At 72.2% G+C, this 22895-nt stretch carries 16 protein-coding genes; 6 read left to right on the plus strand and 10 right to left on the minus strand.

All coding sequences use genetic code 11. The annotated features are described in order from the left end of the window. Positions 1–37: 37 nt before the first annotated feature. The 6 genes from N4G63_RS16840 to N4G63_RS16865 form a co-directional block, all read right to left on the minus strand. On the minus strand, positions 38–952 hold the full coding sequence (locus N4G63_RS16840) for a LytR/AlgR family response regulator transcription factor (RefSeq protein ID WP_260786592.1): 915 nt from the start codon (positions 950–952) through the stop codon (positions 38–40). Between the two features lie 45 nt (positions 953–997). Next, positions 998–2098, minus strand: coding sequence for a sensor histidine kinase (locus tag N4G63_RS16845; protein WP_260786593.1), 1101 nt, complete (start codon positions 2096–2098; stop codon positions 998–1000). 58 nt (positions 2099–2156) lie between these two features. Beyond that, positions 2157–4991: a zinc-dependent metalloprotease gene (locus N4G63_RS16850; protein ID WP_260786594.1), complete on the minus strand. Its 2835-nt coding sequence runs from the start codon at positions 4989–4991 to the stop codon at positions 2157–2159. Positions 4992–5241: 250 nt separating this feature from the next. Next, positions 5242–6906: an energy-dependent translational throttle protein EttA gene (gene ettA, locus N4G63_RS16855; protein WP_260786595.1), complete on the minus strand. Its 1665-nt coding sequence runs from the start codon at positions 6904–6906 to the stop codon at positions 5242–5244. Between the two features lie 137 nt (positions 6907–7043). After that, positions 7044–8039: an ROK family protein gene (locus N4G63_RS16860; protein ID WP_260786596.1), complete on the minus strand. Its 996-nt coding sequence runs from the start codon at positions 8037–8039 to the stop codon at positions 7044–7046. Beyond that, positions 8036–9856 carry an aminopeptidase P family protein gene (locus tag N4G63_RS16865; RefSeq protein WP_260786597.1) on the minus strand — a complete coding sequence of 607 codons (1821 nt, stop codon included), beginning with the start codon at positions 9854–9856 and terminating at the stop codon, positions 8036–8038. The genes N4G63_RS16860 and N4G63_RS16865 overlap by 4 nt, the downstream gene beginning before the upstream one ends. A gap of 368 nt (positions 9857–10224) precedes the next feature. Between N4G63_RS16865 and N4G63_RS16870 the strand changes: the two genes are divergently transcribed. Together N4G63_RS16870 and N4G63_RS16875 are read left to right on the plus strand one after the other, a co-directional pair. Beyond that, positions 10225–11811 (plus strand): DEAD/DEAH box helicase, encoded by a 1587-nt coding sequence (locus N4G63_RS16870; RefSeq protein WP_260786598.1) that lies wholly within the window; start codon positions 10225–10227, stop codon positions 11809–11811. Positions 11812–11932: 121 nt separating this feature from the next. Beyond that, positions 11933–12631: an NAD(P)H-binding protein gene (locus N4G63_RS16875; protein WP_260786599.1), complete on the plus strand. Its 699-nt coding sequence runs from the start codon at positions 11933–11935 to the stop codon at positions 12629–12631. Positions 12632–12653: 22 nt separating this feature from the next. Here the strand turns inward: N4G63_RS16875 and N4G63_RS16880 are convergent, their stop codons facing one another. From N4G63_RS16880 to N4G63_RS16890, 3 genes are all read right to left on the minus strand, one after another. Further along, the gene (locus N4G63_RS16880) at positions 12654–13406 is read right to left on the minus strand and encodes a HesA/MoeB/ThiF family protein (protein ID WP_260786600.1); all 753 of its coding nucleotides are present in this window, start codon (positions 13404–13406) and stop codon (positions 12654–12656) included. A 95-nt stretch (positions 13407–13501) separates the two neighbouring features. After that, complete coding sequence (locus N4G63_RS16885; RefSeq protein WP_314599956.1) at positions 13502–14980, minus strand: S41 family peptidase; 1479 nt, start codon at positions 14978–14980, stop codon at positions 13502–13504. A 163-nt stretch (positions 14981–15143) separates the two neighbouring features. Then, positions 15144–15833 (minus strand): HAD family hydrolase, encoded by a 690-nt coding sequence (locus N4G63_RS16890; RefSeq protein WP_260786601.1) that lies wholly within the window; start codon positions 15831–15833, stop codon positions 15144–15146. A gap of 97 nt (positions 15834–15930) precedes the next feature. On the opposite strand from N4G63_RS16890, the gene N4G63_RS16895 reads away from it, so the two are divergent. After that, positions 15931–16878 (plus strand): LOG family protein, encoded by a 948-nt coding sequence (locus N4G63_RS16895; protein WP_260786602.1) that lies wholly within the window; start codon positions 15931–15933, stop codon positions 16876–16878. Positions 16879–16899: 21 nt separating this feature from the next. Here the strand turns inward: N4G63_RS16895 and N4G63_RS16900 are convergent, their stop codons facing one another. Beyond that, positions 16900–18789, minus strand: a complete 1890-nt coding sequence (locus N4G63_RS16900; protein WP_260786603.1) for a M48 family metalloprotease — start codon at positions 18787–18789, stop codon at positions 16900–16902. A 94-nt stretch (positions 18790–18883) separates the two neighbouring features. On the opposite strand from N4G63_RS16900, the gene rocF reads away from it, so the two are divergent. The 3 genes from rocF to N4G63_RS16915 all read left to right on the plus strand — a co-directional run bounded on the left by rocF (position 18884) and on the right by N4G63_RS16915 (position 22844). Beyond that, positions 18884–19813 (plus strand): arginase, encoded by a 930-nt coding sequence (rocF, locus tag N4G63_RS16905; RefSeq protein WP_260786604.1) that lies wholly within the window; start codon positions 18884–18886, stop codon positions 19811–19813. A 135-nt stretch (positions 19814–19948) separates the two neighbouring features. Continuing rightward, a complete protein-coding gene (locus tag N4G63_RS16910) occupies positions 19949–22261 on the plus strand; it encodes a xanthine dehydrogenase family protein molybdopterin-binding subunit (protein WP_260786605.1) in 2313 nt (770 codons plus the stop codon). A gap of 97 nt (positions 22262–22358) precedes the next feature. Beyond that, complete coding sequence (locus N4G63_RS16915; protein WP_260786606.1) at positions 22359–22844, plus strand: (2Fe-2S)-binding protein; 486 nt, start codon at positions 22359–22361, stop codon at positions 22842–22844. Positions 22845–22895 lie beyond the last annotated feature (51 nt).

Consider the following 22895-nt stretch of genomic DNA (forward strand, 5'->3'; position numbering starts at 1 on the left):
GCGACTGTAATGGGCCGCGCAGCGGCCCGGCCCCGGCTCACATCTGGCGAAACAGGTGCAGAAAGCTGCGGCTGACCGGCAGCGTCTCGGCGCGGCCGCGCAGGTGCACGTCGGCCGTGTCATTGGCGCCGCGCACCACCTGGGCGATGGCGCGCAGGTTGACGATCACCGAGCGGTGCACCTGGGCAAAACTTTCGGGGTCGAGCTCGTCCACCAGCTCGCGGATGGGCTTGCGGATCAGCGCCTCGCCACCCTGCCAGACCACCAGCGTGTACTTCTCGTCGGAGCGCAGGTAGATCACCTCGTCCACCGGGATCAGGCGCACCGCCTGGCCCACCGAGGCCTTGATCCACTGCAGCCAGGCGCGGCCGCCGGCATGCTGCAGGCGCGCCGCCAGCCGGGCCAGCACCGCGTCGATGCGGCCCGAGCCGTCGTCGTCGGCCGCGGCCTCGGCGGCAGTGGCCTCGGCGGCAGTGGCCGCCGCGGCGGGCAGCGCCAGCGCGGGCGCATCGAGCCGCTCGCGCAGGCGCGCCACCGTGTCGGCCAGGCGAGCGGCCTCGAAAGGTTTCACCAGGTAGTCGACCGCGCCCTGCTCGAAGGCCTGCACCGCGTACTGCTCGTAGGCGGTGACAAAGACCAGCTGCGCGCGCCGCACGGGCCCGCCGGTGGCACCCCCCGCATTGCCACCGCCGCCACCGCCACCGCCAGCGCCCGGCTGCTCGGCGGCCTCGGCCTCGCGAATGGCCCGGGCCGCGTCCACCCCGCTGAGGCCGGGCATGTGCACATCGAGAAACACGATGTCGGGCTGGTGCTGGGCCTGCAGCGCCACCGCCTCGCGGCCGTTGCGCGCCTGGCCCACCACCTGCAGCGCCGGCCACAGCCGGGCCAGATGGCTGGCCAGGTGCTCGCGCAGCAGCGGCTCGTCGTCGGCGATCAGGCAGGTCGGTGTCATGGGGGTGGCGTCGGGCGTCGGGCGTCAGTGCGGCGGTGCGGCCGCTCAGGCCGGCGGCGGCACGCGGATCTCGGCGCACACGCCGTGCGGGGCCACCTCGGTCAGCTCGAGCCGCGCGCTGCTGCCGTAGACGCTGGCCAGGCGCTCGCGCAGATTGGCCAGGCCGGTGCCCGGCGCGGCGGTGGGCGCCATGCCCACGCCAGTGTCGGCCACGCGCAGCAGCAGCGTGCCATCGTCGGCGCGGGCGGCGCTCACCTCGATCAGGCCGCCGTCCTCGGCCGGGTCGATGCCGTGGCGCACGGCGTTTTCCACCAGGGTCAGCAGCGACATGGCCGGAAAGCGCACCGCCTCGACCCCGGGCGCCACCGTGACCGCATAGCGCAGCCGGTCGGGCATGCGCAGGTGCATCAGCTCGAGGTAGGCGCGCACCAGCGCCAGCTCGTTGCCCAGCGAGGGCAGACCGCCGTCCTCGTGCAGGCGCGGCAGGGCCGCGCGCAGGTAGGCGATCAGGCTGCGCAGCACCTCGGGCGCGCGCGGCGAGCCGGTTTCCACCAGCGCCTGCACATTGGCCAGGGTGTTGAACAGAAAGTGCGGCTCGATCTGCGCGGTCAGCAGCGCCAGCCGGGCGTCCACCGCCTGGCGCGCCAGCTCGGCCTGGTGCAGGTCGAGCTGCAGCCGCAGCGTGCGCGCCTGGGCCTCGCGCTCGCGCAGCAGCGAGCCCAGCGCCAGCACCAGGCCCACCAGGATGGCCGGCACCGAGATCCACAAGAAGCCGAACAGCCGCGCCTCGTTGGAGACAAAGGCACGGATGTCGCCGCGCGAGGCCACCAGGTAGACCACCAGCGTGGCCAGCGGCGCCGCCAGCGCCAGCGCCAGCGACTGCACCAGCCAGCGCGGCATGCCGCCCGGCAGCCAGCGCGGCTGCCAGTGCCCGGCCGCACTGAAGGCCAGCAGGCAGGTGAGCGCCACGAACACGGTGCGCCCCGACAGCTCGAGGAACGAGGGCTTGAAGATCGGGTTCAGCAGCGCCGCGCCCAGCACCGCCAGGCCGATCACCCAGCCCAGGGTGCGCGGGTTCAGGCCGCGCAGCCAGGCGCGCCACCCCCTGGCGGGGGCAGGGGCGATGGCAGGCGCCACGAGGCTCACCGCCCCCCCCTCCGCGCAGAGCGCTGCGGGGTTCGCGCCTGGGAGCGGCCCGGCGCGCTCATGCCCCGCTGCGCTCCAGCTTCGCGGCCAGCGCGCTGCGCAGCGATTCGGCGCTGTCCTTCAGGTGCGCGCGGGTGTCGGCGCTGAGGCCGGCGTGGCGGCCGGCGCGCTCGATGCGGCCCAGCAGCGCGCTGGCCTGGCTGCGCACCAGGGCACGTGCGTCGGCCCGGCCCAGCTGGCCCGGGCGCAGCACCAGCGCGGCCAGGCGGTTGAGGTGCTCGCGCTGCAGCTCGCGCCGCGCGGCGCCGATCTCGCCCGCCGCGCCGCTGCCGCCCAGCTCGCTCCAGACATCGGCCTCGAGCTGCTGGTACAGCTCGCGCAGGTGCAGGGCCTGCTCGGGCTTGTCGACCCGCTCCTCGTTGTCGAGCACGCGGCGCGAAAGATCGTCGCTCATCAGGCGGCCGAGCAGCGCGCGCTGCAGGTCGAGCACGTTCTGGGTGAGCGGAAACTCGGTCGGCGTGCTGGCCAGCAGCTCCAGGCGCTCCATGAAATCGGGCGCCAGCCGGCGCTGCAGCGCCGGGCTGACCTGGAACGCGCCGGCGGCCAGCACGCGCTTGCTCAGCAGCGCCAGCGCGGCACGCTGGGTCTCGGCGGCCACCGGTTGCAGCGGGTCGCGGCCGGTGTTGGGGTAGTCGCGCAGCGAGCGCACGCCGCCCACCTGGCGCAGCAGCACACCGGCGGCGCGGCCGGCATCGCGCAGCGCATAGGCCACCGAGCGGCGCAGGCCGGCGTAGTCTTCATCGGGCTTGAGCGGGCGGGTTTCCTGGCGCTTGAGCAGATCGGCCACGATGTCGAAGCGGCGCGCGGCAAAGGCGATCGGGTCGTCGCCCAGATCCATCTGCAGCGCGTCGGGGTCGGTGCCCAGGAAGTTGTCCTCGTCGGTGCCGTAGGCCAGCTCGCGCTCGCCGCTGCGCCCGGCAATGCGCTGCAGCTCGGCCTTCTCTTCCGCTGCGGCGATGGGCTTGTAGGCGTACTCGATGGCCCAGTAGTCGTAGGGGCCCAGCGTGGTCTGGAAGGGCGCGGCGGCCGGCTCGCCGGGGCGCGGCAGGTTGATCGCCGCGTACTCCATCACCGAGCCGGTGAAGGCGTGGTCCTTGGTGAACGCCGGGTCGCCGACCTGCTTGTCGCTGAAGATGCGCGAGGCGCGGAAGTTGTGCCGCAGGCCCAGCGTGTGGCCCACCTCGTGCATCGTGACATCGAGCAGATAGGCCATCACGAAGGCCTGGGCCTCGGCGCTGTCGGGCTCGAGGTCGCCGCGCGCGGTGAGCACATCGAGCGCAAAGCCCAGCTGCTCGGCGGCCTGGTCGCCATGGGCGCAGGCCAGGTGCCCCGCGGCGGCATGGCCATCGGCCGGCGGCGTGGCCACCTGCATCAGCGCCGCCCATTCGGCCGGGCCGCTGGCCGCGCCCAGGATGCGCGCGCGCGCCGCACGGATGTTGCGCGACGAGAGGCTTTCCATGCCGATGTCGGCGTCAAGGATCTCGCCGGTGCGCGGGTCGACATGCGAGGGCCCGATGGCGCCGAACACCGGCTCGCGGTTGACCATCCAGCGCACCGAGGCCACGCCGGCGTCCAGCGTGTCCCAGTCGGCGTCGTCGGGCTGCTGCTTGACCTCGATGGCGTTCTTGAAGCCGATCTTCTCGAAGGCCTTGTTCCACTCCAGCACGCCGGCGGTGATGACCGCGCGGTACTTCACCGGGATGTTGCGGTCGAGCCAGTAGGTGATCGGCTTGACCGGCTCGGACAGCTCGGCCGCCGGGTCCTTCTTGTCGAGGCGCCAGCGGTGCACGATGCGCTGGCGCGGCGAGCGGGCCAGGTCGTCGCTGAAGTCGTCGGTGGTCGACAGGAAGTAACCCACGCGCGGATCGGCCGCACGCGCGGCCATCGGCTGCTCGGGCAGGCGCGCCAACGAGTAGTGGATGCCCAGGAACAGGCTGCGTGCATCGGCCAGGCCGCGCGGCACGGTGGGCAGCGGCGCGCCCGGCGGCATGCCCGGCTGCGGCACCGCCAGGTTGGCGGTGGCGTAGTGGTTCTGCACCTCCAGCACCAGCAGCTCGGGCTTGCCGCGCACGCCCAGCACGGCCGAGTTGCGGCCGTCGAAGCTGTAACCCTGGCGGAAGGTGCGCTGCAGCGTGGCGCCCAGGCCCAGCATGTCGCCCACGAAGATGGCACCGCCGTCGATCAGCACCGACTTGCGCTCGGGGTGCGCCGCGCTGGCCACCGGAATGCTGCCCAGCAGGCTGGCCGAGATGGCGCTGGCCACCGCACGCGCCTCGGGCGTGCCGTCCTTGGCCACCTGCTGGTGGTTGATGGCCTCCAGCCGCACCACGTTGTGCACGCGCTTCCACTGCACCAGGCGCGGCGAGGGCAGCATCAGGCCGCCAAACAGCATCTGCTCGCCGATGCCCGAGCTGAGCTTGGGCGACAGGAAGAAGGGCTTGTTGAAATCCTCGGGCCGCAGCTCGAGCCACAGCTTCTCGTCCTTGCGCCAGGCGGTGAACAGGCCCTTGACCTCGGTGGCGTCCTTGATCACCGTGGCAAAGGGCGGCGGCTGGCCGGGGGCCGGCGGTGCCGGCGGGGTGGCCGCGGCGGCCGGGCCGCTGGCGGCGCGTGCCGGGCCCGCCGCCGCACGGGCACTGGCCGGCGCGCTGGCGCCCGGCGCGGCTGGCGTGGGTGGTGCGGGCGGTGCCGAGGCCGCAGCGGCCACCGGCGCGGCCGTGGCCGGGGCACCCACCTGGCCGGGCAGCTGGGCACAACCGGCCAGCAGCGTGGCCAGGGCGGCGGTGGTCAGCGCCGACAGGCGCCAGACGGATTGCGGGTGAGCGAGCGGCATCGGCAGGGTTCCACAGTGGAGCGTCCTGACGATTGTGAGGCCATGCCGAGCGGCCACGCCGGCCCAGGGGCCGGCGATGCGATCAGTGGCGGTTTGGAGCGCCCGGCCCGCGGTGCTGACGGGCACCAGCCAGGCGGGCAAGAACCGTCGCGAGCGGGCTCAGCGTGGGTCGAGCCGCGCAGCCGCACGCCGGTACGGCAGGCAGCGCGGGCCCGCGATGGGCCCGCGCAGCAGGTTCAGGCGCGCCCGGTCACTTGATGTTCTTGAAGCGCAGGCGGTGCGGGCGGGCGCCCTCTTCACCCAGGCGCTTCTTCTTGTCGGCCTCGTACTCCTGGTAGTTGCCGTCAAAGAAGAACCACTTCGAGTCGCCTTCGCAGGCCAGGATGTGGGTGCAGATGCGGTCGAGGAACCAGCGGTCGTGGCTGATCACCATGGCCGAGCCGGCAAACTCCAGCATCGCCTCTTCCAGCGCGCGCAGGGTTTCCACGTCGAGGTCGTTGGACGGCTCGTCGAGCATCAGCACGTTGCCGCCCTGGGCCAGGGTCTTGGCCAGGTGCAGGCGGCCGCGCTCACCACCCGACAGGCTGCCCACCAGCTTTTGCTGGTCGTTGCCCTTGAAGTTGAAGCGGCCGATGTAGGCGCGGCTGGGCATCACGAACTTGCCCACCACGATGTTGTCGAGGCCACCCGACACGTCTTCCCAGACCGTCTTCTCGGCGGCCAGGCTGGCGCGGCTCTGGTCGACGAAGGCCAGCTTGGCCGTCTTGCCGATCTTGACGTTGCCGCCATCGGGCTGCTCGACGCCCTGGATCATACGGAACAGCGTCGACTTGCCGGCGCCGTTGGGGCCGATGATGCCGACGATGGCGCCGGCCGGCACCTTGAAGCTCAGGTTGTCGATCAGCACCCGGTCGCCAAAGCTCTTGGTGACGCCTTCAAACTCGATCACCTCGTTGCCCAGGCGCTCGGCCACCGGGATGAAGATCTCGTTGGTCTCGTTGCGCTTCTGGTAGTCGGAGTCGCTCAGCTCCTCGAAGCGGGCCAGGCGCGCCTTGCTCTTGGCCTGACGGCCCTTGGCATTGCTGCGCACCCACTTCAGCTCTTCCTTCATCGCCTTCATGCGGGCGTCTTCGGTCTTTTGCTCGCTCTCCAGGCGCTTTTCCTTCTGGTCGAGCCAGTCGGAGTAGTTGCCCTTCCAGGGAATGCCGTGGCCGCGGTCGAGTTCGAGAATCCACTCGGCGGCGTTGTCGAGGAAGTAGCGGTCGTGGGTGATGGCCACCACGGTGCCCGAGAAGCGCTGCAGAAAGTGCTCGAGCCACTCCACCGATTCGGCGTCCAGGTGGTTGGTGGGTTCGTCGAGCAGCAGCATGTCGGGCTTGCTCAGCAGCAGGCGGCACAGCGCCACGCGGCGCTTCTCGCCACCCGACAGCACGCCGATGGTCTGGTCCCAGGGCGGCAGGCGCAGCGCGTCGGCGGCCAGCTCGAGCTGCAGGTCGGTGTTCTCGCTGCCGGCGGCGGCAATGATGGCCTCGAGCTCGGCCTGCTCGGCGGCCAGCTTGTCGAAGTCGGCGTCTTCTTCGGCGTACTCGGCATACACCTGGTCTAGCCGGGCCTTGGCGGCCAGCACGCCGCCGATGCCCTCTTCCACCGCCTCGCGCACCGTCTGCTCGGGGTTGACCAGCGGCTCCTGCGGCAGGTAGCCGATCTTGATGCCTGGCATGGGCACGGCCTCGCCCTCGATCTCCTTGTCGAGCCCGGCCATGATCTTCAGCAGCGTGGACTTGCCCGAGCCGTTGAGGCCCAGCACGCCGATCTTGGCGCCGGGAAAGAACGACAGCGACACGTCCTTGAGGATCTGGCGCTTGGGCGGAACCGTCTTGGAGACACGGTTCATCGTGAAAACGTACTGCGCCATTACAGGGCCCTCCCGAAGCGAAGCGTGGAGAGGCCGGCGGCGCCGGGCAGTGGTTTCGACAAGACGTACTGGGCCATGGTGTGCGGAGGGCTCGAGGTCGGGGACAAGGCGCGCCTGGGCCGGCGCGAATGGCGGGATTATCCCTGCATGCGCCGGCGCGGGCCGGGCGGCGGGTGCGCGCGCTGCCGGCGCCCGGCCGCCAGCGCGGCCTCGCGCCACAGCCAGGCGGCGCCGCGCACGCCCGAGGCGTCGCCGTGCCGGGCCGGCAGCAGGCGGGTGCGCACCGGCTCCTGCAGGCCACCGGCAAACACCCAGCGCTGCCACAGCGCCGGCACCACGGCATAGGTGCTGGCGATGCGCGACAGGCCACCGCCCAGCACGATGACCTGCGGATCGAGCAGGTTGATCACGCCGGCCAGGGCTCGCGCCAGGCGCTGGTGCCAGCGCGCCAGCGTGGCCTGGGCCGCGGCTTCGCCGGCCTCGGCGGCGGCAGCGATCTGCAGCGCGCTCAGGCTGCCGCCATGCCGCAGCGCATGCTCGCGCGCCATGCCGGGGCCGCTGACCAGGGTTTCCACACAGCCCTGCTGGCCGCAGTAGCAGGGCAGCTGCGGCTCGTCGGGCGGCGCCCAGGGCAGCGGGTTGTGGCCCCATTCGCCGGCCAGGCGGTTGGGGCCGGTCAAGACGCGGCCATCAACCGCGATGCCGGCCCCGGTGCCGGTGCCCAGGATGGCGGCAAACACCACCGGCGCACCCTGCCCCGCGCCATCGGTGGCCTCGGACAAGGCCAGGCAGTTGGCATCGTTGGCCAGGCGCACCGGCTGGCCCAGCTGCAGCTGCAGGTCGGCGGCCAGCGCGCGACCGTTCAGGCACTGGGTGTTGGCGTTCTTAATGCGGCCGTCGGCGCTCAGGCTGCCGGGCGTGCCCAGGCCGATGCTCAGGCCTTCAGGTGCCATTGCGCGCGCGGCGGCCACCAGCGCGCCGATGCTGTCGAGCATGGCCGCATAGTCGGTCGAGGGCGAGGCCCGGCGCTCGCGCCACCGCTGCGCGCCATGGGCGTCCAGCAGCACGGCCTCGATCTTGGTGCCGCCCACGTCGATGCCCATGGCCGGCAGCCCGGCCCGGGGGGCGCTCACAAGGCCGCGGTGCGCGTGATCAGCCAGTCGAGCGCGGCCCCGCTCAGGCGCGGTGCCAGGCGCTCGCGCACCGTGGCGTGGTAGGCGTTGAGCCAGTCGACCTCGTCGCTGCGCAGCAGGCTGCGCTCGATGCAGCGGGTGTCGATCGGGCACAGGGTCAGGGTCTCGAACTCGAGCATCTCGCCAAAGGCACCGTGCTCGGGCGTGGCGGCCGGCCGGTTCATCACCAGGTTCTCGATGCGGATGCCCCACTGGCCCGAGCGGTACAGGCCGGGCTCGATGGAGGTGATCATGCCCGGCTGCATGGCCATCTGCGGCTCGGCAATGGCCTTGCTGATGCTTTGCGGGCCTTCGTGCACGGCCAGGAAGTAGCCCACGCCATGGCCGGTGCCGTGGCCGTAGTCCAGGCCCTCGGCCCACAGCGGCGCACGGGCGATGGCATCGAGCATCGGGCTCAGCGTGCCACGCGGAAAACGCGCCCGCGACAGCGCCATGGTGCCCTTGAGCACCAGCGTGTAGTCGCGCTTGTGCGCCGCGCTGACCTGGCCGATCGGCCACACGCGGGTGATGTCGGTGGTGCCGCCCAGGTACTGGCCGCCCGAGTCGATCAGCAGCAGGCCGTTGCCTTCGATCCAGGCATAGGCGCCAGGCAGCGCCCGGTAGTGCGGCAGCGCGCCATTGGCATTGAAGCCGGCGATGGTGGAGAAGCTCAGCCCCTTGAAGCCGGCGCGCCGGGCGCGCTCGGCGCTGAGCTTCTCGTCGATGGTGAGCTCGCTGATGCGCTCGCCGCGGGCCAGCGCGGCCTCGAACCAGGCGTAGAAGTGGCACATCGCGGCGCCGTCTTCGGCCATGGCCTCGCGGATGTGCGCGGCCTCGACCTCGCCCTTGCACGACTTGGCCAGCGTGCTGGGGTTGATGGCCTCGATCACCTGCACGCCCACCGGCACCTGCTGGCGAAAGCCCAGCGTGATGCGGCGCGGGTCGACCAGCAGCACGGCCTCACCGGGCAGCGCGCGCAGCGCCGCGGCGGCGCTGTCATAGGGCGCCAGCGTGATGCCGTCGGTGGCCAGTTCGGCGGCCAGTGCGGGCGGCACCTTGGGCAGCTGCGCGCTGCCGACAAACAGCGTGGCACCGGTCAGGGTGATCAGCAGATGGGCCAGGAACACCGGGTTGTATTCGACATCGGCGCCACGCAGGTGGGTAATCCAGGCGATGTCGTCGACGGTGGACACGAAGTGCTGCGTGGCGCCATGCCGCGCCATGGCCTCGCGCACCCGCGCCAGGCGTGCGGCACGCGGCTCGGCCGCATAGGGCGCCTCGTGCGCATACACGCCGGCCTGCGGCAGTGCCGGCCGGTCGGGCCACACCGCGTCCATCAGGTCGGCCGTGGTGTGCAGCTGGATGCCGGCACGCTCGAGCGCGCCGCGCAGCTGCTGCGCGGCCGCCAGGCCCAGCACGTCGCCATCCACGCACACCGTGCCGCCGCGCGGTGTGTGCTGGGCCAGCCAGTCGATGTGGTGCGCGCCTGCGGCGGTGGGGATCTTCACCAGCGCAATGCCGCTGCCCTGCAGCTCGCGCTCGGCCTGCTCCCAGTAGCGGCTGTCGGCAAACAGCGCCGCCTCGTCGCGCGTGACCACCAGCGTGCCCATCGAGCCGGTAAAGCCCGACAGCCATTCACGCGCCTGCCAGCGGCCGGGCAGGTACTCCGACAGATGCGGGTCGGCGCTGGGCACCAGCAGTGCATGCGCGCCCTGGCCAAGCAGGGCGTCGCGCACGCGCTGCAAGCGTTCGCGGGCGGGGTGGGTGCGGGTGTCCATCGTGAGGCTCCGGCTGGGGGGGCCCGGGTGCGCGGCTGCGGCACGGGCCCTGTCTGGCAGCAGGCGGCCGGGTGGGCCGGGCTGCGGTGAAGGAGCGGCGATTGTAAAAGTGCCCGCCCAGGCCATGACCGGGCCATGACAGCGGCCGTGGCAGTGAACTGCGCCGCGATGGCAGGCCTTGTCATCCGCTGGCGGGCACCCCGCCCGCTACAATGGGCCTGTGCCAGCGCCACCAGTCACGCGGGCACAGTCGATCCGACCTCCACATCGACCTGACAGCCTCTTCCGACTGGAGCCCTCGGCAACGAGTGGTTGCGAGGCTGATCGAGCACAGCCCCACTCCCCCCGGGGCGAGCACACCCAACCCGATGAAATTCACCGATCTCGGCCTTGCCGAGCCGCTGCTGCGCGCCGTCCACGAACAAGGCTACGACGCTCCCACCCCGATCCAGGCGCAAGCCATTCCCGCCGTGCTGCAGGGCGGCGACCTGCTCGCCGGCGCCCAGACCGGCACCGGCAAGACCGCCGGCTTCACGCTGCCGCTGCTGCAGCGCCTGTCGGTGGAGGCCCCGGTGCGCGACAGCCGCGGCCGCGCCATGATCCGCGCGCTGATCCTCACCCCCACGCGCGAGCTGGCGGCCCAGGTGGAAGAAAGCGTGCGCACCTACGGCAAGTACCTGCCGCTCAAGAGCATGGTGATGTTCGGCGGCGTGGGCATGCAGCCGCAGATCGACCGCCTGCGCCAGGGCATCGACATCCTGGTGGCCACGCCGGGCCGCCTGCTCGACCACCACGGCCAGGGCACGCTCGACCTGAGCAAGGTGCAGATCCTGGTGCTGGACGAAGCCGACCGCATGCTCGACATGGGCTTCATCCATGACATCAAGAAGGTGCTGGCGGTGCTGCCGCCCAAGCGCCAGAACCTGCTGTTCTCGGCCACCTTCAGCGACGACATCAAGGCCCTGGCCGACCGCCTGCTGAACCAGCCCTCGCTGATCGAGGTGGCGCGCCGCAACCAGACCAACGACGCCATCGCGCAGAAGATCCATCCGGTCGCGCGCGACAAGAAGAAGGAGCTGCTGGCGCACCTGATCCGCGAAGGTGACTGGCACCAGGTGCTGGTGTTCACGCGCATGAAGCACGGCGCCAACCGCCTGGCCGAGTACCTGAACGACCGCGGCATCGGTGCCATGGCCATCCACGGCAACAAGAGCCAGGGCGCGCGCACCAAGGCGCTGAGCGAGTTCAAGAGCGGCGAGCTGCCGGTGCTGGTGGCCACCGACATCGCGGCGCGCGGCATCGACATCGACCAGCTGCCGCACGTGGTGAACTTCGAGCTGCCCAACATCCCCGAAGACTATGTGCACCGCATCGGCCGCACCGGCCGTGCCGGCGCGCAGGGCGAGGCCATCAGCCTGGTGTGCCTGGACGAGGAGATCTTCCTCAAGGACATCGAGAAGCTGATCAAGCGCAGCATCCCGCGTGAGGCGGTGGCCGGCTTCGAGGCCCCGGCCGACGAGCGCGCCGAGCCCATCGTGCTGGGCCGCATGACCATCGGCGTGGGCGGCACCAAGCGCAACCCCGGCGGCGGCATGGGCCGCCCGGGTGGTGGTGGCCGGCCGGGTGGCGGCGGTGGCGGTGGCCATCGCGGTGCCCAGGGCGGCGGCCGCGGCCCTGGTGGCGGTTCGGGCGGTGGCTCGGGTGGTGGCTCGGGCGGTGGTGGCCAGGGCCGGCCGGCGCCGCAAGGTGGCCGCGGCCCGGCGCCCCAGGGTGGCCGTGGCAACGGCCCCCAGGGCGGCCAGCCGCGCCAGGCTGGCAACGGTGGTGGCAACGGCGGTGGCGGCAACGGCGGCAGCAATGGCGGTGGCCAGCGCAGCGGCGGTGGCGGCTCCGGTGGCGGCCAGCGCAGCGGCGCGGGCGGCCTGGTCTCGCGCCTGACCTCGCCCAAGCGCTGACGCACTGAGGCCCGGCGAGGCCTGCGGCCGGCGCGCGCGTGCAGCACCTGCCGCGCCGTCCGTCCCTCCGCACTCCCCCCGCCACGGCCTGCACTGCCCACGCCATGCGCCCCTTCCTGCCGTGAACCGCCACCCCAGCAGCGCGCTGCGGCGCGTGGCCGTGGCCGGCGCCAGCGGCCTGGTGGGCCGGGCCCTGCTGCAGGCGCTGGCCGCCGATCCGGCCGTGACCGCGGTGCATGCCGTGCTGCGCCGCGCACCGGCGGCCGGGGTGATGCCCGACACCAAGACCCGCGCGCTGTTCGCCGACCCGGCCCGTCTGGGCCAGCCCGGCGGGCCCGTGCTGCCGGACATCGACGCGGCCTTCTGCGCGCTGGGCACCACGATCAAGACCGCAGGCTCGCAAGCCGCGTTCCGTGCGGTGGATCTCGACGCCGTCCTGTCCTTTGCCCAGGCGGCACGCGCCGCCGGCGCGCAGCGCCTGGGCCTGGTGTCGGCGCTGGGCGCCGAGGCCGGTTCGGCGGTGTTCTACAACCGCATCAAGGGCGAGGCCGAGGCAGCGCTGATCGCCATGGACTGGCCGCGCCTGGTGATCGCCCGGCCCTCGCTGCTGCTGGGTGACCGTGCGGCGCTGGGCCAGCCCGTGCGCGCCGGCGAGCAGATCGCCCAGCGCCTGGCGCCGGCCATCGGCTGGCTGCTGCCGCGTCGGCTGCGGCCGATCCCTGCCGACTGCGTGGCGCGGGCGCTGCACCGGGCACTGGCCAGCAACGGCCCGGCGGTGCAGATCCTCGAATCCGACGCGCTGCGGGCCCTGGGCGACTGAGCGGCTGAGCGTCAGGCCGCGCTCAGGCGCGGTGTCCGCACACCGTGCAGCCCTTTTGCCGCGGCATGCGGATCTCGGTCCACTCCATCGTGCGGGCGTCCAGCATCTGCAGGCGGCCAGCCAGCGAGCTGCCGGTGCCGATCAGCAGCTTCAGCGCCTCGGCGGCCTGCATGCTGCCGATGATGCCCACCAGCGGCGCAAACACGCCCATCGTGGCGCAACGCACTTCCTCATAGGTGGCATCGGCCGGAAACACGCAGTGGTAGCACGGCGCCTGGGCCGTGCGCGTGTCGTACACCGAGATCTGGCCATCGAAGCCGATGGCCGCGCCCGAGACCAGCGGCTTGCCCGCGGCCACGCAGGCGGCGTTCACGGCATGGCGGGTGGCAAAGTTGTCGCTGCAATCGAGCACCACATCGGCCGCGGCCACGGCCTGGGCCAGAAAGGCCGCATCGGCGCGCTGCACCACCGGCAGCACCTGCACGTCGGGGTTGATCGCGGCCAGGGTGTCGCGCGCCGACTCGGCCTTGGGCTGGCCCACACGCGCCAGGTTGTGCGCGATCTGGCGCTGCAGGTTGGTCACATCCACGGTGTCGTGGTCCACCAGCGTGATGCGGCCCACGCCGGCCGTGCCCAGGTACAGCACCACCGGCGAGCCCAGCCCGCCGGCACCGATCACCAGCGCATGGCTGGCGAGCAGGCGTGCCTGACCCTCGATGCCGATCTCGTCAAGCAGGATGTGGCGCGAGTAGCGCAGCAGTTGGTCGTCATTCATGCTGGCACGAAGCATAGCCCCCGAATGCGAAAGGCCCGCCGAAGCGGGCCTTGAACTGGCGGGTGGCGCCGGTACACCGGCGCCGGGTGCTCCAGTTACTGCTTGTCTTCGTCCAGCGCCGCCTTGCGCTCGCTGAGCGTCTTGCTCACCGCCACCGGCTTGCCCTTGAGCTGGTTGAGGGCCTGCACCAGCGGCCAGTCTTCGGCGCTGCCGAATTCGGGCAGCGGCTTGATCGGCTCCTTGGTCTTGGCGGCCATTTCCTCGAGCTTCTTGCGCGCCTCTTCACGCGCCTCGTCGCGCGCCTTCTGCTGCGCGGCTTCGGTGGCATCGGCCCCACTTGCGGCGCCGGCGGGCTTGTTCTTCTCGCCCAGGTGCTTTTCCAGGTCGGCCTCGCGCATGCGCAGCGCGGCGAACACATTGCCCTCGGCGGTTTCGTCGATCCAGAGGTCGGGCACGATGCCCTTGGCCTGGATGCTGCGGCCGCTGGGCGTGTAGTAGCGCGCGGTGGTGATCTTCAGCGCGGTGTCGGCCGACAGCGGACGCACGGTCTGCACCGAGCCCTTGCCGAAGGTTTGCGCGCCCATGATGGTGGCGCGCTTGTGATCCTGCAGCGCGCCGGCCACGATCTCGCTGGCCGAGGCCGAACCTTCGTTGACCAGCACCACCAGCGGCACATGCTTCAGTGCGGCGGGCAGCTTCTTGAGCGGGTCGGCACTGCCGCGGCGCACGTAGTACTCGGGCGAGGCCTTGAAGGTGGCCCGGCTCTCGGCGATCTGGCCGTTGGTGCTGACCACCGTGACCTCGCTGGGCAGGAAGGCCGCCGACAGCGCCACCGCACCCTCGAGCAGACCGCCCGGATCGTTGCGCAGATCCAGCACCAGGCCCTTGAGGTTGGGCTCGCTCTTGTACAGCTCCTCGAGCTTGCGCGCGAAGTCGTCAACCGTGCGGTCCTGGAACTGGCTGACGCGGATCCAGGCGTAACCGGGCTCGATGAGCTTGGCGCGCACGCTCTGCACGCGGATTTCTTCGCGCGTGATGGTCACCGGGAAGCTGCGGTTCTCGAGCTTGCGGAAGATGGTGAGCGTGACCTTGGTGTTGGGCTCGCCGCGCATCTTCTTGACGGCCTGGTCCATGCTGAGGCCCTTGACCGCGCTGTCGTCGATCTTGGTCACCAGGTCGCCGGGCTTCAGGCCGGCGCGAAAGGCCGGTGAGCCCTCGATCGGCGAGACCACCTTCACCAGGCCGTCTTCCATGCCGATCTCGATGCCCACGCCGACAAACTTGCCGGTGGTGCCTTCGCGAAATTCCTTGAAGGTCTTCTTGTCAAAGTAGACCGAGTGCGGGTCGAGCCCAGCCACCATGCCGCCGATGGCGTCGGAGATGAGCTTCTTCTCGTCCACCGACTCGACATAGTCGCTCTTGATCATGCCGAACACCGCGGCCAGCTGCTGCAGCTCTTCCAGCGGCAGCGGTGCCAGCGAGCTGCGGGCATTGGCCTGCAGTTGCATCGTGGTGAGCGCGCCAGCCAGGGCGCCCAGCGCCAGCAGGCCTGCCACCTTCAATTTGCCCGTCATCGTGTCCGCCTTGGCCCCTTCGGGCCTGCCATTCATGGGGTTCGCGGTCAGTATAAGACCGCGCTTTTTCCACTGAGTGAAGACTGGCGTGAAAGTTGCACCGGGAATGCGGTCGATTTCTCGGGTGACCTCCCCAGCGCCTTTGTCCGGAGCTCTTGAAACCTCAGCAGCCCAGCCGCGTCACCAGCTCGGCCAGGCCGGTCACCACATGCTGCGGCGTGCGCTGTGGCGCGGCCGGCGGCGGCAGTTCGGGCCGGCGCACCCAGGCGGCCTGCAGGCCGGCGGCCAGCGCACCGTCGATGTCGGCATGGCCATCGTCGCCCACATGCAAAGTTTCGTGCGCCGCGCAACCGGCCCGGGCGCAGGCGGCGGCAAAGGCCGCGGGCGCCGGCTTGCCCACGCCCAGATCCAGCGCGCTGAGGCTGGCGCTGAAGTAGCCGGCGATCGCCGGCATGCGCCGCACATCGGCATTGCCGTTGGACAGCGCCACGATCGGATAACGCGCCGCCAGCCGGGCCAGCGCCGGCACCACGTCGTCAAACAGCTCAACCTGCTGGCGCGCGGCCATGAAGGTGTCGAAGGCCGGCACGGCCAGCGCGGGGTCGTCGCCGGCCGCCAGCAGCGCGCGGCGGATGCTCTCGCGGCGCATGGCGCTGAGGTCGTGCGCCTGGTCGGCCAGGTCGCGGGCCACGGCGGCGCGGATCTCGCGCAGCGCGGCCACATCGTGCGCGGCCGCGGTGGCCGGGGCGTGTTCGCGCATCCAGTCGTGCAGTCGCGCCTCGGCGCGGTGAATGGCCGGCCACACCGGCCACAGCGTGTCGTCCAGGTCGAGCGTGATCGCGCGCAAGCCCATCGGCGGCCCGCCTTTCCAAAGCCAAGGTTCAAGAAGCGGGTGGCATGCTAGCCCGCAACGGGTTTTCTCCGTGCCCGCAGGGCGTTAAGCTGCCACCATGACCGACCCCAAGTCCGACTCCAAGTCCGATGCCAAGCCCGATGCCCGGCACCTGGGCGCGCTGACTGCGCGCAACTTTCCCACCGCCGAGCAAGACGCGCAGGCGGCACAGCCGCCCTCGCTGTACGACGGCCCGGAAAGCGCCTACCGCCTGGCCTTCACCGACACCGAGTTTCTGCTGCGCGACGAGCTGCGCCCGGTTCGCATGCAGCTCGAGCTGCTCAAGCCCGAGCTGATCCAGCGCGAGCAGGGCATCGAATCGACCATCGTGATCTTCGGCTCGGCGCGCATCCTGCCGCGCGACGAGGCCCAGGCCCGCGTGGAGGCCGCGCGGGGCGCCGACGATGCCGATGCCCTGCGCCGCGCCGAGGCCGCGCTGGCCATGAGCGCCTACTACGAGGCGGCGCGCGAGTTTGCCGCCATCGTGACCGAGCGCTCGCGGGCGCACGACACGCCGATCTACGTGGTCACCGGTGGCGGTCCCGGCATCATGGAGGCCGGCAACCGCGGTGCGCACGAGGTGGGCGGCAAGAGCATCGGCCTGAACATCGTGCTGCCGCACGAGCAGCAGCCCAACCCGTACATCACGCCGGAGCTGTGCTTCCAGTTCCACTACTTCGCGCTGCGCAAGATGCACTTCGTGATGCGCAGCATCGCGCTGGTGTGCTTTCCGGGCGGCTTTGGCACGCTCGATGAACTGTTCGAGACCATGACGCTGATCCAGACCGGCAAGAGCCGGCGCCGGCCGATCCTGCTGTTCGGGCGCGCGTTCTGGGAGAAGCTGGTGAACTTCCAGCACCTGGTGGACACCGGCATGATCAGCCCGGGCGACCTGGGGCTGTTCCACTTTGTCGAGACCGCCGAAGAGGCCTGGGGCGTGCTGGCCGCGCACTACGGCTTCAACGGCGCGGGTGCTCAGCCCGGCTCGCAGCCGGCCACAACCTAACGGCCCGTTGACAGGGCCGGTTCAGCCGCCCGGTTCAGCCACCTGGATCTCGGCCCGCGCACCACCCGGCCAGTGCCGTGCCGCGCTGCGCGCCAGCACCTCGGGCAAGGCCCGCTCGGTGCTGAAGCTGATGCGGGCCAGCACCAGATCGCCGGCCATCGGGCGCGCTGCCTGCAGCAGGGTCAATGCAGCGTCGCTCAGGTCGTCGTCGAGCAGACCGGCGGCCTGCAAGGCCGCGGGGTCGACCTGCAGCACCAGCACATGCGCGTCAAATCGCCGGCCATCGCGGCTGGCCACTGGTGCATGGCCGCTCCAGGCCTGCAGCACGCCGGGCAGCTGGGCGCACAGATCGTCAAGCGCCGACAAGGCATGCGCGGGCAGGCGCGGCGGCGCCAGGCCGGCCGATTCGATGCAGGCATGCGCCTGCTGCAAGGCCTGGGCGCGGCGCTCGCCGGCGCGGCTGAGCCGGGCGGCCAGGTGCTGCATGGCCGGGCCGTCGGCCTGCGCCTGGGCCTCGGCCAGTGCCGCGGCGCGTGCCGACCAGGCCAGGGCCGGCTCGGCCTGCACCGCCGCCTCCAGCAGCGCCAGCGCCGCGGCCACGCGCGCGGCCGGCGCCCCGGGCTGCGCCAGCCAGGCCAGGGCCAGCGCATGGTCGCGCTGCGGGTCGGCGCCGCCCAATGCCGCCAGCGCCTCCAGCATGGCCAGGGCCGGCCCGGGCTGACCCAGCTGCTGCAGGGCCTCGGCATGGGCCAGGCTGGCAGGCAGCCCCGCCGGCCGCGCCTGGCCATCGAGCCAGGCGCGCAGCCGGGCCAGCCACAGGTGGCGCGCCAGCGTGCACCAGTGCATCGCGGCCATGGCCCGCTGGGCACAGCCCGCCAGCGCACCCGGCCAGTCGGCCAGCCAGGCCGCGCCGGCACAGTGGCCCGGCGCCAGGGCCGGCAGCGCCAGGGTCTCGGGCCCGGCCAGGCCCAGCGCGGCGGCCCGCTGCGGCAGGCTGGGGTGGGTGTCGTTCGCACCGGGGGGCCGGCCCCAGGCGGCGGCGCGCTCACCGGCGTCGGGGGCCCGGGCCAGCAGTGCCGGCAGGTGTTCGTGCCAGCCCAGCACCATGGCGTCGGCGCGCTGGCTCAGCAGGCCCGGGTAGACGTGGTGCCGCCAGGCCTGCATGCGGCCCTCGGCCACGCGCAGCAGGGCCAGCGCGGCCACCACGTCGGCCGGAGACACCAGGCGTGCGGCGTCAGCATCGGCCTCGTATTCGCAGCGCCGCGAATGGGCGAAGGCCAGGCGCGAGAACCATGGCGCGAAGCGGCGTGCAAACCAGCTCACCAGTCGATCGAAGGCCGAACCATCGCCCGGCGGCGCCTGCTGCAACGCCAGCCAGCCCAGCCGGGCCCGGTAGACCCACTGGCCCAGGCTGCCGTGGCGGCGCGACAGGTGCCCCAGCTCATGGGCCAGCACGGCACGGGCCTGGGCCTCGTTCAGCACCGCCAGCAGCGGCACGCCGATCACCAGGCTGTGGCGCACACGGCGCGGCCAGCGCCGCGCCCCGCCGTCCACCACGCCGGCATTGAACTCGCTGCCCAGCAGCACCTGCGCCACCGGGCGGCAGTCGAGCTGGCGCTGGATCTCGTCAAGCCGGGCAAACAGCCCCGGCGCCTGTGCACGCGTGATCGGCTCGCCGGCCAGCGGCTGCAGCGGCATCAGCGCCCAGCCCAGCAGCAGCAGCACCGCCACGGCCAGCCAGGCGGCCCAGGGCTGCTGCCACCACAGGGCGCCCAGCAGCAGAAAAAACGCCCAGGGCGCCAGCGCCAGCGCGCGCCAGGCCAGATCGGCGGCCACGGCCAGCGCGCCCAGCACCCAGGCCGGCGGGCCCGCCGCGGCGGCCGCCGGTGTGTCGTGACCGGCCTGCGGCATGTGATCACCCTCCCTTGCTGTGCTGCGGCCCGGATTCGCGCCGGGGCCTGCGGCGATGATAGGCAGCCCAGGCCACGCCACTACCATCGCGCCCATGAACACCCCCAACCTGCCGATCAGCCTGATCGGCGCCCCCACCGACATCGGCGCCGGCAGCCGTGGCGCCAGCATGGGCCCCGAGGCCTTGCGCGTGGCGCAGCTGCAGCCCACGCTCGAAAGCCATGGCCTCGAGGTGGTCGACCGCGGCAACCTCAGCGGCCCCTACAACCCCTGGCAACCGCCGGTGGACGGCTACCGCCACCTGGCCGAGGTGACGGCCTGGAACCGGGCGGTGCACGACGCCGTGCTGGCCGAGCTGTCGCTGGGGCGGCTGCCCATCCTGCTGGGTGGCGACCACTGCCTGGGCATCGGTTCGATCAGCGCCGTGGCGCGCCACTGCCGCGAGGCCGGCAAGAAGCTGCGCGTGCTGTGGCTGGACGCCCATGCCGACTTCAACACCGACGCGCTGACGCCCAGCGGCAACATCCACGGCATGCCGGTGGCCTGCCTGTGCGGCCACGGCCCGCAGCAGCTGATCGAGATCGGCGGCATGGTGCCGGCCATCCAGCCGAAGTGGGTGCGGCAGATCGGCATCCGCTCGGTCGATGCCGGTGAAAAGCGCTTCGTGCACCAGGTGGGTCTGGAGGTGTTCGACATGCGCTTCATCGACGAACACGGCATGCGCCACGCCATGGCGCTGGCCCTGGCCACACTGGACGCCAATACCCACCTGCATGTGAGCTTTGACGTCGACTTTCTCGACCCCGGCATCGCCCCGGGCGTGGGCACCACGGTGCGCGGCGGCCCCAGCTACCGCGAGGCCCAGCTGTGCATGGAGATGATCGCCGACACCGGCCGCCTGGCCAGCCTGGACGTGATGGAGCTGAACCCGGCCCTCGACCTGCGCAACCAGACCGCCGAGCTGGCGGTCGACCTGATCGAGAGCCTGTTCGGCAAGAGCACGCTGATGCGTGCTCCGGGCTGAGTCACACGCTGATGCGCGCCCCGGGTTGATCCCGATCTGGATGGGGCTCTCCACCTTGGCGCCGGCCACCCGCCGGCACGTAAGCTTGCCAACCATGCGCCACACCACCCCACACCCCGCCGAGGCCCGCCTGCCATGGTGAGCCGCCGCCGCATCCTGCTGGGCACGCTGGCGGCCAGCGGCGCGCTGGTGGTGGGCTGGGGCGCGCTGCCGCCGCGCCAGCGCCTCACCGGCAGCCAGCCGCTGCCCGCCGCCGCGGGCGAGCAGGCCTTCAACGGCTGGGTCAAGATCGGCCGCGACGACGCGGTGAGCATCGTGCTGGCGCGCAGCGAGATGGGCCAGGGCGTGAGCACCGCGCTGGCCATGGTGCTGGCCGACGAGCTGGACGCCGACTGGGCCCAGGTGCGCACCGAGATGGCCCCGGTGGACGCGATCTACAACAACCTGGCCACCGTGGTCGACGGCCTGCCCTTCCACCCCGACGACCAGGGCAGCCTCAAGCGCCTGGCCGGCTGGCTGACCGCCAAGACCATGCGCGAGGTCGGGCTGATGGTCACCGGCGGCTCGTCGAGCATCAAGGATCTGTGGCTGCCGATGCGCCAGGCCGGCGCCGCCGCCCGTGCCATGCTGGTGGCCGCCGCCGCCGCGCAGTGGGGCGTGCCGGCCGACGAGGTGCTGGTGCAGCGCGGCCTGGTGCTGCATGCGCGCTCGAAGCGCCAGCTGCGCTTTGGCGAGCTGGCCGAACGTGCCGCGGCGCTGCCGCTGCCCAAGGCGCCGGTGCTGAAGACGCCCAGCCAGTTCACGCTGATCGGCCGCACGCCGCCGCGGCGCGACGCCGCCGCCAAGCACGACGGCACGGCGCGCTTCGGGCTCGATGTCACGCCGGCGGGCCTGCTGTATGCGAGCCTGGTGATGAACCCGCAGCTCGGGGGTGGCCTGGGCGGCTTCGACGCCCGCGCGGCCCTGGCCCTGCCCGGCGTGAAGACGGTGGTGGCGGTGCCGGCGCTGCGCGGTGCCACCGCCGGTTATGCCGCGGTGGCCGACACGCCCTGGCATGCCATGCAGGCCGCGGCAGCCGTCCAGCCGCAATGGACCGACGGCCCGGCCGCCACGCTGGACAGCGCCGGCATCCGCCGCCAGCTGGGCGAGGCGCTCACGGCCGATGCCGGCTTTGCGTACCACACGGTCGGCGATGCCGAGCAGGCCTTGCAGAGCGCCAGCAAGACCCTGCAGGCCGAGTACCACGCGCCGCTGCTGGCCCATGCCACGCTGGAGCCGCAGAACTGCACCGTGCTGTTCCAGCCCGCGGCGCCTGGCTCGGCCCCGGCCGACCAGGCCATCCAGGCCACCGTCTGGGCGCCCACCCAGGTGCCGGGCCTGGCGCGTTATGTGGCGGCCCAGGCGCTGGGGCTCGAGAGCGAGCAGGTGGCGGTGCAGGTCACGCTGCTGGGCGGCGGTTTCGGCCGGCGGCTGGATGTCGACTTCGTGGCCCAGGCCGCGGCCATTGCCCGCGCGCTGCCGGGCGTGCCGGTGCAGACCTTCTGGAGCCGAGCGCAGGACAGCACCCATGATTTCTACCGCCCGCCCTGCGTGGCGCGCTACCGCGCCGGGCTCGATGCCCAGGGCCGCGTGACGGCCTGGCAGGCCGCGTCGGCCGGGCCGTCGATCGTGCACCAGTACCTGCAGCGGGTGTTCGGCCTGGCCGGCGCCGGCCCCGACAAGACCACCTGCGAAGGCGCCTTCGACCAGGCCTATGAGTGGCCGGCCGCGCGCATCAGCCACCACATCGTGGCGCTGCCGGTGCCGGTGGGTTTCTGGCGCTCGGTGGGGCATTCGCACCAGGCCTTCTTCAAGGAAAGCTTTCTTGACGAATGCGCCCACGCCGCGGGCCAGGACCCGCTGGCCTATCGCCTGGCCCTGCTGCAGCGGCACCCGCGCCATGCCGCGGTGCTGCGCCGTGCCGCCGAGCTGGGCCACTGGGGTGCACCGCCGGCCGCCGCTGCCGACGGCGCCAAGACCGCCCGCGGCCTGGCCCTGCACCAGAGCTTTGGCGCCATCGTGGCCCAGGTGGCCGAGGTCTCGCTCGACCCGGGCGATGCCCAACGCATCCGCGTGCACCGCGTGACGGCGGTGATCGACTGCGGCACCGTGGTGCACCCGGGCATCGTGCGCCAGCAGATGGAAAGCGCCATCGTCAACGGCCTGGGCGCGGCGCTGTACGGCGAGATCACGCTGCTCAAGGGCCAGGTGCAGCAGGCCAACTTTGACCAGCAGCCGCTGCTGCGCGGCGCCGACTGCCCGCAGATCCACACCGAGATCATCGCCAGCACCGAGCCGCCCGAAGGCGTGGGCGAGCCCGGCCTGCCGCCGCTGGCGCCGGCGGTGGCCAATGCCCTGTTCGCACTGACCGGCCAGCGCCTGCGCAGCCTGCCGCTGAAGCTGGCCTGATGCCCATGCGCCGCCACGTCGCTTCGCCTGTGCCCCCCGAGGGGCCATTCAGACCCTTGGGGCAGCCCGGCGGCCCTGCAGCCCGGAAAGCCCCAACATGACCACCTCGCTCCATCTGAACGGCCAGCCGGTCAGCGTGCAGGCCGAATCCGAGACCCCGCTGCTGTGGGTGCTGCGCGGCGAGCTCAAGCTCACCGGCACCAAGTTCGGCTGCGGCATCGCGCAGTGCGGCGCCTGCACCGTGCTGCTGGGCGATGCCCAGGGCGCGGCGGTGGGCCAGCCGGTGCGCAGCTGCAGCCTGCCGCTGTCGGCCGTGGGCGAGCAGACCGTGGCCACCATCGAAGGCCTGAAGGGCCGTGAGATCGACGCGCTGCGCGCCGCCTGGGCCGCACTCGACGTGGTGCAGTGCGGCTGGTGCCAGAGCGGCCAGCTGCTGGCCGCCGCCGCACTGCTGGCCCGCACGCCGCAGCCCAGCGACGCGCAGATCGACGCAGCGATGAACGGCAACCTGTGCCGCTGCGGCACCTACCCGCGCATCCGGGCGGCCATCCACCAGGCCGGCCAGGCGCTGGCCAAGGGCTGAGGGCACCCGTCATCGACTCCCTCAAACCAATGCTGTAACGCAACTACGTTG

It is taken from the genome of Aquabacterium sp. OR-4 (genome assembly GCF_025290835.2).
Lineage (GTDB): Bacteria > Pseudomonadota > Gammaproteobacteria > Burkholderiales > Burkholderiaceae_C > Pseudaquabacterium.